The sequence below is a fragment of the Bacteroides stercorirosoris genome (genome assembly GCF_900142015.1).
Lineage (GTDB): Bacteria > Bacteroidota > Bacteroidia > Bacteroidales > Bacteroidaceae > Bacteroides > Bacteroides stercorirosoris.
Map to the genome: position 1 here is coordinate 1 of NZ_FQZN01000020.1, position 13,940 is coordinate 13,940.

The 13,940-nt window shown below is 43.6% G+C and carries 6 protein-coding genes; 4 read left to right on the plus strand and 2 right to left on the minus strand.

Features of this window, described 5'->3' with window-relative positions:
- Positions 1–437: 437 nt before the first annotated feature.
- Positions 438–1,640: a hypothetical protein gene (locus tag BUC01_RS15215; protein WP_034524674.1), complete on the plus strand. Its 1,203-nt coding sequence runs from the start codon at positions 438–440 to the stop codon at positions 1,638–1,640.
- A 138-nt stretch (positions 1,641–1,778) separates the two neighbouring features.
- Here BUC01_RS15215 and BUC01_RS15220 read toward each other — a convergent pair whose 3' ends face one another.
- The gene (locus BUC01_RS15220) at positions 1,779–3,644 is read right to left on the minus strand and encodes a SusD/RagB family nutrient-binding outer membrane lipoprotein (RefSeq protein WP_073314148.1); all 1,866 of its coding nucleotides are present in this window, start codon (positions 3,642–3,644) and stop codon (positions 1,779–1,781) included.
- A 31-nt stretch (positions 3,645–3,675) separates the two neighbouring features.
- Positions 3,676–6,819, minus strand: coding sequence for a SusC/RagA family TonB-linked outer membrane protein (locus tag BUC01_RS15225; RefSeq protein ID WP_083595464.1), 3,144 nt, complete (start codon positions 6,817–6,819; stop codon positions 3,676–3,678).
- Between the two features lie 927 nt (positions 6,820–7,746).
- Here BUC01_RS15225 and BUC01_RS15230 point away from each other — a divergent pair.
- The 3 genes from BUC01_RS15230 (at position 7,747) to BUC01_RS15240 (ending at position 13,921) form a co-directional block, all read left to right on the plus strand.
- Entirely contained in the window at positions 7,747–10,989 is a 3,243-nt protein-coding gene (locus BUC01_RS15230; RefSeq protein WP_025834653.1) for a SusC/RagA family TonB-linked outer membrane protein, read from the plus strand.
- A gap of 28 nt (positions 10,990–11,017) precedes the next feature.
- Complete coding sequence (locus BUC01_RS15235) at positions 11,018–12,823, plus strand: SusD/RagB family nutrient-binding outer membrane lipoprotein (RefSeq protein WP_073314150.1); 1,806 nt, start codon at positions 11,018–11,020, stop codon at positions 12,821–12,823.
- A gap of 291 nt (positions 12,824–13,114) precedes the next feature.
- Entirely contained in the window at positions 13,115–13,921 is an 807-nt protein-coding gene (locus BUC01_RS15240; protein WP_025834654.1) for a DUF3805 domain-containing protein, read from the plus strand.
- Positions 13,922–13,940 lie beyond the last annotated feature (19 nt).

Sequence of the window (13,940 nt, forward strand, 5' to 3'; positions counted from 1 at the left end):
ACCTTGGAAGTAAACAATTTTAGGAATTAAATTATAGTGAGTAAACTTATTAAGTCATAACAACCGAAGTTGTCAACTAAAACCAGTACACATCAAAACGTAGTAAACGCTTACTCTTTCCATCGTGGGGATTTTTTCTTTCCACCATAGTGGAAAGAAAGTTTCTCCATGGAGGAAAGAAAAGAACCCCATGATGGAAAGAATAGCTATTCGCATACGAAGGTATTAAGTTTAGGCAGAAAGAAGTGTAAGAATGCCTAAGAAAAGGGTTAGTGGTTGGAAGAAGAAAAAAACGGTTACGGGCTACAAGTTTCATTCCTTTCCGTTCCGGATATTAACTTGTATTTGCGTTCATTGTATTTACATTTACTTTATTTCCGTGGTTACCCTATCTTTTTTATCCCTATCTTTGTTGTACGTAAGCAGTATATAGAAGTATGAAAGAATTGAATAAGATAAATTTCAGACAGCGGAAGTGGCGTCTGCCTGTATTGATCGCTTTATTTTTGATAGTAGTGGCAGGCTCTTTCTGGCTGAATTCGGCTCCGTTCCGCTCCGGATTCGAGATAACCGATGAACTGGGAGGCAATATTTTTCCTTCCGCCATCCTCTCTGTGGCAACGACGGATGCGCAGGTCATTGTTCCGGCCGATTCCCTCTATCTGGGCAATTCAAAATCCTGCATCGCTATCCGTGTGCGTTCGGGCAAAGCATATAGCCGGATACGGATTGAGGTGGCCGAAACTCCGTTCTTTTCCCGTTCGGTATCTGAGTTCGTGCTGGCAAAGCCACGGACGGACTATACGATATATCCCGATATTATATGGAATTATGAAGCGTTGAAGAACATTAACCAGGCGGAACCGGTCAGTGTGGCCATCAAGGCTGAAATGAATGAGAAGGATTTGGGGCAGCGGGTTCGCACGTTCTCCGTCCGCAGTATTAATGAGTGTCTGTTGGGTTACGTTACGAACGGGACAAAGTTTCATGATACGGGAATCTTCTTTGCCGCATACGTCAATGAAGAAAATCCGATGATTGACAAGCTGCTGCGCGAGGCGCTTAATACGCGTATCGTCAATCGCTTTCTGGGCTATCAGGGCGGTAGTGCCGAAGGGGTGGATAAGCAGGTCTATGCTTTGTGGAACGTGCTTCAGAAGCGTAACTTCCGTTACAGTTCTGTTTCTAATACCAGCTTGTCCAGCAATGTCGTCTTTTCGCAGCGTGTACGCACGTTTGACGATGCGCTGGAGTCTTCACAAATAAATTGTGTGGATGGCAGCGTGTTGTTCGCTTCCCTGCTCCGTGCCATTAATATAGAACCGATACTGGTGCGTACTCCGGGACATATGTTTGTGGGGTATTATACCGACTCGGGACGCAAGAACATGAATTTCCTGGAAACCACCATGATTGGTGATGTGGATCTGGATGACTTCTTTCCGGATGAGAAACTGGACTCGACGATGGTGGGCAAGTCGCAGAATCAGATGTCGCGCCTCACATTCGATAAGTCCAAGCAGTATGCTAATAATAAGTATAAGCAGAATGAAGAAGGTATTCATTCCGGTAAGTTGAATTATATGTTTCTGGAGATTTCAAAAGATGTGAGGCGGAAGATTCAGCCGATAGGAAAGTAGAGGCGGGAAAAGTGAACAGCCGATTCTCACGAACCGGCTGTCCTAATCATCATCTATGAATGAAAACCGTAAAAGTTTTCAATAAGTTTATTAACTATGCTTCCAGATAGCAAGATGACTGTGCTATGCTGTCGCAGATTATTCCTGATTGGAATCCCACCAGATGGGCAACGTCCAGATTTGGTCTGAGTTATACCAGGCTCCTTCGCCTACTCCCACCGGCAGGTCGAGCGCACCGGGTACTTCGGAGCCGATTGCTTTCAGATTCTCGAAGTTAAAGTCTGTTTCATAAGACGCTTGTTTCCAGCGGCGCGGGTATTTGTCTTGCGGAACATACGTCCAATAGGTAGGAGTGTTTCTGTATTCGTAAGGTTTATTCCAATTCAGGAAGTACTCCGTATTGTAATCAAGACGACGCATATCATTCCATTGTTCGAGGGTGAACAGCATTGCCGTTTGCTTCTGAGTCATAATCTTGCCCAGGGTGATGTCGGCTGCTGCTCCAAGCCCGTTATTCAGGAAGTTGTCAATATCGGCTTGTTTCATTGGGGTGAATGACGGACAGCTTGCCAGGGTAGCATCTTCCGTGATCCATGTGTTCAGCTGATCGTTTACGAATTCAATATTGGCCTTTACACCTTCTTTGTAGGCAGTGTAAGCTCCCGGTTTGTCGCCTTGGCGGAACAGCACTTCGGCTTTGATGAAGCAGGCTTCAGCGTAGGAAGCCATTGCGGTGGGACTTGATGCACGTGTATGGAATACACCGCTCAGAGCCGAAGCGTCATTGGTGGCATACATGCGGAATAGCATATCTTTGTTGCTGTTATATCCCTTGCTGCCGCATCTTCCCTGCACGTAGATGGTATCGCCTAAACGCTCTTCCTTTGTGGTGTTGCAGTACCAGGAATTGGTAGTGTTGTTATAGGATAGGGCGAAAGGCCCGGAATTGCTCAATATGTTAGTCTGCAAATCCACTCCCATCGAACGGCGCCATCTTCCGTCATCCGACCATTTTATTTCGGGTAGCGTACCGGCTGATTTCACTGAACGTGCCCAGGGGATAAATTTGTCGGCACGCGGGTCTTCCACACCGTAACCGCCAAAATTGGTCAGGTTTTCGTAGAACGTTGCTGTCACGTAATAGCGGTTGTTGTTCATGCCCACGGTTGAGAAGAGTGCGGAGTAGTCAACGGTTTCGTTCCATCCCTGGACGTCGTGCGTGGAACCGTTGGTGTCGGTATGGCGGATCAGCGTGTTGTCGCTGTTGCTCTGCTGGGCTTTGTTCAGGCAGGAAAGGATTTCTGCTGCGTCATATTTGCCATCTTTGTAGCTGCCGGCTTGCTTCTTGGTCAGGTGATTCAGCCAGCGGGCTTTCAGTAGATAACACATTTTGAGCCATTTGTTTACATCTCCGTCATTCCAGCTGTCACCTACTGAAAGAGGGGCGGCTGATACACTCTGATCCCTTTGGAACAGTTCGATGGCTTCTTCCAACTCTGCAATACATCCCAGGAAGATGGTCTTGCCGGTGTCATATCTGGGAGCAACCGATTCGCTGAGTGCTTCCGTGTAGGGAAGTTCGCCGTATAAATCGGTCATCTCCATAAATCCAAAGGCACGCATGAACTTGGCAGCGCCTGCATAGTGGTAAGCTTCGGCAGCCATGGCCTTGTCATACAGGTCTTTCAGATTGGACGCGCAAGGAACCAAGAACCATTGCTGGCCATTGTTTGCACGGTTGGCGGCATTTAGGTTCCATCTGGTGGCGCCCATTTGCTGAGAACCTGTCGGGGCGGCAATCTGTCCGCAATAATAGGTCGTATTGCTGGATACAATCATATATCCGTGGCTCAGATAGAATTGACACCAAGGCAGGCGATTCTGATATTGTGCACTCTCTGCGGTAGGAGTGTTGGGGTCTACATTGATATCCAGCCAGTCCGAGCATGATGCGAAGGACATGCAGGCGGCAAGACCCAGGAATAATTTTTTATATAGCTTCATATTCTTTCGTTTTTTACAGTGTTACACAAATTTAGAACGTCAAATTAACACCAAATGAGAAACTGGCTGTCGCAGGAACACCGCAATAGTCAATGCCCACAGAGGAAGAACCGACGGCACCCGAACCGGCTGCTGCAACTTCCGGATCTCCATCGTAGTTAGTGAAGAGCAGTAGATTGTTGGCGGTAGCAGTGAACATGCAACGCTTGATAACGTTTGTTTTCGCAAGAAACGATTTAGGCACGGTGTATGACAAGGAGATGGTGCGCAGACGCAGAGCGTTTACTTTTGTCATAGAGTTTGCACTTTCGTTTTTATAGTATTGAGTATAATAGTTCTCGATGATGTAAGCGCCACTTGTTTCTTTTCCATTGTATTGGTAAGTCTTGCCGGCCTCGAAGTTGAAGGTTTTGTCTTCATAGATAGGATTGCCATTGGCGTCTTCTCCTGTTGCAACGACACCTGTGATGGTTAAAGCATCGCGGCCTTCTGTTAGTTTACTTATACCTGCCACCGTCATTGCATATTGAGTGCCATTGTAGACATGGCCGCCGAAGCGGAAGTCCCACAGCATGTTGAACGACCAGTTCTTCCAGGTCAAAGTATTATTCCAGCCACCGGATACCTTTGGTTCGCGGTTACCGATTTCGTAAGTTTCTTTGTTGTCGGAAGTAGGCATGCCGTTTGCGTCAAGTATCACCTTGCCTTCATCGTTGCGGCTCCATTGAGCACCGGATATTGCCATGAAGTTGCCATCATTGAAAGAGGCGGCTTTTGCCTTACCCACTTGAGCATCGGTCACATAAAGGATGTTTACTCCTTCCATCAGGTTCTTGACGGTACCACGGTTGCCGCTCAGGTTAAGAGTCGTTTCCCAAGTCCAGTCGTTTGTCTTGATGGGAGAGCCGCCGATACTAAGTTCCATACCTTTGTTGTAAACGTCTCCGGCATTAACCTTACGCAGAATATAACCGATGGTATTGGACAGACGCGGGCTCAGAATCTGATTGAAAGAATTGTTGGTGTAGTAGGCGAAGTCGAATCTCAGGCGATTCTTGAAGAAACGAAGTTCAAGACCGATTTCTGTAGATTCGGTAATTTCGGGTTTCAGATAAGGGTTGCCGGCCATCCAGTTATTACCCACACCCACTTTGTTCCCTATGAATGTACCTACGGGCCAAAGGGCTGTGTTGGTTACATAAGGAGATGTGTCCTTACCTACGCGCGCCCAGGATGCACGTACTCTACCGAACGAGAGGATGTTGTCGCCCATGATGCCACGATCCTGAAGGAACTGGGTGAACACGACGGCACCGCCTACGGATGGATAGAAATAGGAACGGTTTTCAATCGGTAATGTAGAAGACCAGTCGTTGCGTCCTGTTACAGTCAGGAACACGGTGTTTTTCCAGTCGGCGCGGAACTCACCGAACAAGCCTACCAGTCTTTTGCGCGACTTGACATTCTTGAAGTTACGTTCATTATCCAGTGCATTGTCGAACGAGTAGAATCCCGGAACCTGGAAGTTCCATGCCATGCGATAGTCACTTTCAGAACGGGTGTCGTCGGTAGAAGTACCCAGCATGAGGTTGAAGTTGAAGTCACCGAACTGCTTGCCGAAGTTGGTCATCAAGTTGGTTGACAAATAGCGGTAACGATAGGAGTTTTCACTCATCATACCGTTTTGCCAGGCTTCTTTGTAAACACCGTCGGCGGCAATGGTCGTTGAGTTTGCAGTGGTATATGAGTCCATACCCATGCGATAGGAGATCCACCACCAGGGAGTTATGTCTGCTTTAACGCTGAAGTTACCGGTGAAACGCTCTGTCTCGTCAGTAAGTTTATTCTTGTTGAGAATCCAATAAGGATTGTCTCGTTCGTCCGTCACATCTTTTCGGTCGCCAAACATACGGTAACGGCTACCGTCTTCATTCATATAATGAGTCATGTCGTCAAACGGAGACCAACGATACACACCGGTCATCGTACCGGAACCGCCTGAATTGTAGAGGGCAGCTGAGGTAAGCGTCTTGTCAGTATTGGCTTGCGAATAAGCTACATTAGCGCCGAAAGTGAATATTTTCCATTTCTGCTCGCCGTTGAAACGGAACGTTGCTTTTTCGTAACCGGTGGTCGGTATGATACCATCCTGGTTGTAGTATGATCCGGAGAGGAAGAAAGAACTGTTTTTACTACCACCGGCGATGCTCAAGTTGGTATCCCAAGCTCCGCCTTGCTCAAAGAAATCGCCAATGTTATCATAGATTCGATCTCCGCTTTTAGCCGGTTCGCCCCAAGAATCGTAGGAAAAATCATCGTAAGTTATGCCTAAGTAGTTCCCGTCATTATCATAATTGTTTTGCGAGAATCCTCTTTTATATTTTTTCTGGGTTTCGGGAAGGCTTTTTGCCCAACTGGTTGTGTATTTCGTCGATAGATTGACTTCTACGGCGCCTTCTTTACCTTTCTTTGTCGTAATGATTACAACACCGGCGGAAGCACGCGAACCATAAAGAGCGGCAGCGGCCGGTCCCTTTAGTATTGACATGTTTTCAATATCTTCCGGGTTGATATCCATCACGCGGTTAGAGTTGGTGGAAGCTGTTGCCGTAGTTCCATCAAAGGCTGAATTACCGATAACGGACGTGGAATTATCGTAAATAACGCCATCCACAACAAAAAGAGGCTGGTTATCACGTTCAAGTGAGGTTCCACCACGCAGAATAATCTGGCTACCGGCACCGGCTGCTCCGGAACTTTGAGTGATGTTGACACCCGCAACCTTACCTGCCAAGGAATTGATGGCATTGGTGCTTTTATTTCTCATAAGTTCTTCGGCATTCACGTCGTCTACAGAATAACCCAGGGACTTCCTTTCTTTCTTGATACCCATTGCCGTCACAACAACTTCGCTTAATGTATGCAAATCATCCTGCATGGTCACTAAGTAAGAAGTTGCATTGGTTACTTTGACCTCCACGGTCTTGTAACCAACAAAAGATACTACTAATGTGTTACCAGTCGAGGCATCTACCGAAAAGTTGCCATCGATGTTCGTCACGGCGCCTGTACTTGTACCCTTCACTAATACGCTGGCGCCGATGATTGGCTCATCTGTCGCGTCTACAACTTTACCAGTGATTTTCTTTGCTTGCTGAGTTCTTTGGGAACTCAAAGTACATTATATCTTATAAATCAAATAATTAAATATAAAATAAGGAACTATTCCATTTATAGCTATAATTAGATGTCAACTTGTTGATAATCAGAGATAAATGTTTTATTGCGGATTAATGCTGGCAAAGTCTTAAATCTTTTTTTTAGAATATTTATTGGCTATTGGAACTTGGTACTGATATGATAAAGCGTACTTTAGTCGTTCTTGTGTGCTACCAATGTAGGGGTGTCACATCTTTATTATAAGTCTCTATGAATATATATTTTATGTGTATCTGATTTTGATTATGAGTCTATATTATTCATATAATAAATATAAAACTAAAAAGTAAAAATAATAAGTAGATGGTAAACCTATGGTATCTTTATAGGCCGACTGATAATGTATGGATTCTTGATAATATTGGATATTAACAGGCAATGAATGGCTATATTTTATTCAAATTTATGCATATTGAACTTCAATTGTTATGTTAATAAGGTTTAGTTTCTCTGTTCTACTTTTATTAATAGTTTGATATTAAATTTAAGTTGTGAGGGTGTTTTTTGCAATTATGCGATTCTTTATTTCCTTTTCCTCTATTGCAATACCTTGTTTTCTTATTTTAAATAAGTTATATGTAATACAAAAGATGTTGCAAAATAGACATGTCTAATAGGAAGTGTTTTGATTGTTATTATTGTGTATATGTCTTTAGAATGCTCGTATTTGATTTCTATATGATTTAAATTACTTATTATTGCAATCTTTGTGATTAATAATTTGTGTTTTGTATTAGTCGCTTTATTGTTAAATAAGCATTGTTAGTTTGCAAAAGTATAAAAGCAAATAAATTAATATTCATTTAGATATTTTTAATTATGATTATGCTGAAAATTCTAAATTTATTTATATGTTTGCAAACAAATCCAAATTGTAGAGCTTATGAAAAGAAATTATTGCTTATCATTAATGTTGCTTGCGTTATTTGGGATGTTTTCCCCGAATTCGGTCAAAGCTGCCGATGGAGAAAACACGCCAAGTTCCCAAAGTACTCAACAAGCTAAGAAAATCACAGGTAAAGTTGTGGATGCGACAGGTGAACCTATTATTGGAGCCAGTGTATTGGTTAAAGGTACAGGCACGGGTGCAGTGACGGATATTGACGGAAACTTCTCTGTAGATGTTCAGCAGGGTAGTACATTGATAATTTCATTCGTAGGGTATACTTCGGCTGAAATAAAAGTGGGTACGGGAAGTGTATATAATGTGACTTTGGCGGATGATACTCAAGCCTTGAGTGAGGTTGTGGTAACGGCAATGGGCATTAAGAAAGAGCGTAAGGCATTGGGATATGCAGTACAAGATGTAAATAGTAAGGAACTTCTGAAAAATAAGAATGCCAATGTGATCAATTCATTGAATGGAAAGATTGCGGGTGTTAATATAACTCAGTCCGGTGGTTCCGCAGGTGCCGGTGCGCAAATTGTGTTACGCGGTGGAACTTCGCTTGAGCGCGACAACCAGCCTCTTTTTGTTGTGGATGGCGTTATTTACGATAATTCAACCGCTATTGGAGGTGATTCCGGCTTCGACGGTATGCTCCGTACCGCATCTTCATTTGGTAATCGTGTAATGGATATTAATCCGGAAGACGTTGAGAATATGTCAGTATTGAAAGGACCGGCCGCTGCCGCTCTTTATGGTTCGCGTGCCGCTGCCGGCGTTATTGTGATTACTACAAAGAAAGGTAATACTGATGGTACTACGGAAGTTACCTTTAATACTCGCTTTACTACGAGTTGGGTAAATCGTCTGCCTGACATGCAAGATACTTATAAGAGAGGGCAATACAATGATTTGGGAAATCTGGAAACAGATTGGGTTATGTCTTCTTGGGGAGAAAAATACAAGAGTGGAGAGAAAGCATATGATAATCTTGAAAATTTCTTTAATAATGGAGCAAGTTACGATAACACGCTGACCGTATCTGGCGGTAACAAGGCTGGTAGCTACTTCCTGTCTATATCTCGCTTTGACCAAAACGGTATTGTGCCTAATACGGGTTATGATAAAACTACGTTCCGTTTCAATGGAGATCGCAAATATGGTAATTTTACCGTGGCCGCAAATGTAGCTTTCTCAGTCTCCAATACAGATAAGACTTTGACTTCCAGTGGACTGTGGGACTCTGACGGTAAAGGTGGAAATGGTGCTATGCAAGCTGTGTATAGCTGGGCTCGCAGTGAAGATATGGCACGTTGGATAAACGATGATGGCAGTAAATACCGTATCTTCCAGGATTTAGATCCTGATAATCAAAATCTGGTATCAGATACGGATAACCCGTATTGGATTATCAATAAAAATAAGATGTGGGATAAAACCACTCGTTTTACGGGTTCGGTAGCTCCGAGTTATAAAATAGCCGATTGGCTGAATGTCAGTTATCGTGCCGGTATAGACCGCTATACAACTAATGACTATACCTATATTGCTCCGGGAGCAGCTATGAAAGATATTTATCAGAATGGACGTCTGTCAACTAATGATTTCACCTATGAGTATTTAACCTCCAATTTAATCATTACTGCGAATCAGAAAGTGGGTGATTTTGATTTAGGCCTGATGTTGGGACACTCTGCGGAAGATACTAAAGTAAGACGTGAACGTCGTACGGGTTACGATTTTATTACTCCGGATTTTCCAAGTTTTGAAAATATAGACCAGTCAACTAAACAGTTCCAGTCTTATCAGAGCCGCAAGAGGCTGATGGGTGTTTTCGGTGAATTCCGCGCGTCTTATAAGAATATTGCATATTTGACGGTTACCGGACGTAATGACTGGACTTCTACGCTACCTGTGAATAACCGTTCTTATTTTTATCCGTCAGTGAGCGGAAGTTTTGTTTTCACAGAATTGCTACCGGAGAATGAAGTACTGTCCTTTGGTAAGATTCGTGCATCGTGGGCACGTGTAGGTAAAGATACCGATGCTTATGCCACCACCACTGCGCTGTGGGCACCGAGAACATTCCTGGCTGGTGTAGGTACCGGTAACTCCTGGACACGTGGTAATCCGTATCTGCGACCGGAAATTACGGAATCTACTGAATTGGGTTTGGAAATGCGTTTCTTCAAAGGACGTTTAGGATTCGACTTTACTTACTATACCAATGACAGTAAGGACCAGATTGTATCTCCCCGTCTGAGTCAGACAAACGGATACATTATGTATTCAACGAATGTCGGTAATGTGTATAATAAAGGTATGGAACTTTCTATCACTGCAATACCTGTTGAAACTAAAGATTGGAGATGGGAAACCACTCTGAACTTTGCGGGAAACCGTGGTACGGTTGAGAATCTGCTGCAGGGAATGGAGTTATTATATGTTACGGATGTGCAAATTGGCGGAGTGAAAGCCGCTTCGGTCAATAATGGTAATTTCATGGCATTGACCGGAAATAAGTGGAAGCGTACAGATGACGGAAAAGTGATATTGGATGCAACTACGGGACTGCCTACGTATACCAGTAATGGAACCGAGTTTGTAGGTAATCGTGAACCGAATATGTCGGGCGGTTGGAATAACACCATACAATATAAAAACTGGAACCTGTCCATGTTGTGGGATTTCCGTTTTGGCGGTGCTATATATAACGGTACGGAATACGACCTGACTGTCAACGGCTTGAGTACCCGAACACAGAATCGTGATAAATTAGAAATCACAGGTGTTGTTCCTGACGGGGCAGATGCAAATGGCAATACGATTTATAAAGATGCGACATTCACTTTTGAGGCAGGAAAAAACTATGATATATTGAATCCTGACGGCACAGTGAAAACCGCGAGAAACGGTAATCAGATTATTCAGGATTACTATTCGAACATCTATACGAAAGAATCATCGAATTTCATAACTAAGACTAACTGGATGCGCCTGCGTTCAATCTCTCTTTCTTATACATTTGATAAATCTTTATTGGCAAAGACCAAATTTATAAAAGGATGCAGCATCAATGTGACGGGTAATAACTTGCTGCTCTTCACCAATTATAAAGGACTTGATCCTGAAAACAGTGTAGCCGGTTCTGGTGTGACCGGTTCAAGTTCAACGGGTATTGACTATTGTGGTGTGCCGAGTACGGCAAGTATGTCTTTCGGCATTAATTTGACATTCTAAGGAGTATGAATTATTAAAAGTAAGAATTATGAAAAAGATAAAATATATAGGATTAAGCCTTGTTATAGCGATGGGATTTGCATCCTGTGAGGATTGGCTTGAGGTGAATGATAATCCCAATACCCCGACGCAGGATGTTGCCTCCCTGGAATCCAGGCTTCCATGGATTGAACATCATTATGGATATGCAGCCGGTACGGCAGGTTTTCGTGCAGGTTTTATCAATGGTACGATAACCTCTCGAAAGGGTGTCTCCACTCTGGCCACCAACCTGCATAACTATATGCCTTATTGGGATGCCAGTAATGGTATTTCTACTACCCCTTACCAGCATTGGTTTGTAGGTGCAGCCTGTAATCTTGAGGATCTAATAAAGAAAGCAGAGGAAGAGGGAGCATATCATTACATTGGTGTTGCCCATGTAATCAGGGCTATGGGATTTATGCTGATGGCTGATTGGTATGGCGAGTGCCCGTATACCGAAGCGTTGGGAGCTTATCTTACTCCGAAGTATGATACAGGTCAGGCTATTTTTGAAGGCTGTATGGCTGACTTGGATTTGGCTTTACCTTACTTCGATATGACGCAGGAGCATAATGCCACTCCGCTGAAAGATGGAGATAGCTGGAATGATGGCGATGTTACTAAATGGAAAGCGTTAGTCTATGGATTGAAAGCGCGTTGGCTTAATAATCTTTCAAAGAAAAGTAGTCTCTATAAACCAGAGGAGATATTATCCGCCATTGAAAAAGGACCTAAGGATTATGCTACCAGCACCATCGTCAATCATGTGAATGATCCGGGTGATACCAGTAGTGATGCTTTGGCGGGAGACCCGTTGAAGACTTCCTTCTTGTTTGATTGTGCGGCATGGTCCGATCATATCCGTATGACTAAATATTACACGGACTTGTTTGAATACCCGCAGACGGATGGAAGTGTAGTTTATGATCCTCGCCGTGAAAAGATGTTGCCTATGAACGAGCATTATAAGAATGGAGAATCTTATTTCATGGTGACATCCGGGGTGGATATTATCAACTCTGATATTTTAAATAATTCGGGTCCGGCACAGCAGACGTACAATGCTTCTACAAAATCTTACTCTGTCAGCACTGCCGGTCGTGAAGGTGATACAATCTATGTGACTCTGAAAGGAGTATGCTGTAAGCAAGGTGGGGCTGCCGACGAAAGTTATTATCAGGGGGCTGACGGTACCATTTTGTCCACAGGAACATTCTACACATTGCCGGAGTCTCCTACGCATTTGATGACAAGTTACGAAATGGACTTTATCAAAGCTGAGGTTCTTTTCCGCCAAGGCGATAAAGGCGGTGCGCTGACTGCTTATAAAAATGCCATTAAGGGACATCTTGATTTTATGAATACTAAACTGAAAGCCTATGGAACAGCTAATAATCCGGGTAAGAATCCTATGCCTCAGGCTGATATCGACGAATTCCTGGCAAGTGACTGCATTGCGCAAACGGCAAATGAGTTGACAATGGCGGAAATCATGAAACAGAAGTTTATTGCAATGTCATTCTCGCAACAGAACTGGAATGATATGCGCCGCTTTAACTTCTCAGCGGGTAATGTTGGTGACTTTGGGGTTGTATATCCAGGTTTTGACCGTCCGAAGAGTATTCGTGCTACCGCAGTTTCTCAAAAGTTCCCGGGGGCTTCCAAATCGGATAATAATTATTGGTGGCGTCGCATGGCTCATTGTTCTCATGAGGTGAATTATAATGCCAAAAACCTGAAAGAGTCTAATGCCAAGGCTACGGACAATGATATTTGGTCTGTTTCGGTTTGGTGGGATGTGCCTGAATAAAATTCCTTAGTTTATGGAATGTTAATTTAAATATCTTAAAATATTGAGGACCTATCTACTCCATTGATTATCTTTGCGCTCAGAAATGAAAAATATGATTTTCTTTGGAGTTTCATAGGGATTTAATAAGATATTGAAGGCTATAATGGTCTTCATTCATAGATGATGATTGGGACAGTCGGTTCGTGAGAATCGGCTGTTTTTTGTTTCTATTTGTTTGCATATCAACGGCGGTAATGTTACTTTTGCCGAACGAGGCGAGATAGCTTCGCAATTAACTTCTGAATGACAATGGCACAAGGCAAGAAATTTATCTCTCCGGGAGCATGGTTTTCCATGATATATCCCGCGGACTGGAATGAGTTTGAAGACGGAGAAGGCTCTTTTCTCTTTTATAATCCCAGTGAATGGACCGGAAATTTCCGTATCTCCGCATATAAAGGCGATGCCACATACGGCAGGGAAGTGATTCGTCAGGAACTGAAAGAAAACACTTCGGCAGCTGCTGTGAAAATAGGTAGTCTGGAATGTGCTTACAGTAAAGAGATGTTCGAGGAAGACGGTGCTTATTATACTTCCCATCTTTGGATTACCGGTATGGGCGATGTTGCCTTTGAGTGTTCTTTTACGGTAAGTAAGGGCTCATCTGTTGCAGAAGCCGAGGCTGTCATCTCTTCATTGGAAGTACGCAAGGAGGGAATGAAGTATCCGGCGGAGATAATACCGGTTCGTTTGTCCGAAATCTATCAGATTAATGAAGCTTTTGAATGGGTGACGGCTACCGTGAAGGAACAGTTGAAAAAGGATTTCCAGGGTACGGAAGAAGATTTAGCCAGTATGCAACAAATTATTGACAGTGGCTCGATTGCTCCAAAGAAGAAGGAAGCCTGGTTGTCATTCGGCATCGCTTTGTGTGTGATTCTTGCCAATGAGGTGGATGGCTTGGAATGGATGACACTGATAGACGGTAACCGGGAAGCTCCTGTGCTGCAAAACTCAACTACCGGAGAGTGCATCGACCCCATGAAGTTGGTGTGGAGCAAAGTAAAAGCCGGTGAACCTTGCAATCTGTCAGAGACCTACAAGACTCTGTTTTAATTTTTAATTTATAATTTTT

Coding starts and splice junctions, on each gene's coding strand:
- BUC01_RS15215 (WP_034524674.1), top strand. CDS start 438: ATGAAAGAATTGAATAAGATAAATTTCAGACAGCGGAAGTGGCGTCTG.
- BUC01_RS15220 (WP_073314148.1), bottom strand. CDS start 3,644: ATGAAGCTATATAAAAAATTATTCCTGGGTCTTGCCGCCTGCATGTCC.
- BUC01_RS15230 (WP_025834653.1), top strand. CDS start 7,747: ATGAAAAGAAATTATTGCTTATCATTAATGTTGCTTGCGTTATTTGGG.
- BUC01_RS15235 (WP_073314150.1), top strand. CDS start 11,018: ATGAAAAAGATAAAATATATAGGATTAAGCCTTGTTATAGCGATGGGA.
- BUC01_RS15240 (WP_025834654.1), top strand. CDS start 13,115: ATGGCACAAGGCAAGAAATTTATCTCTCCGGGAGCATGGTTTTCCATG.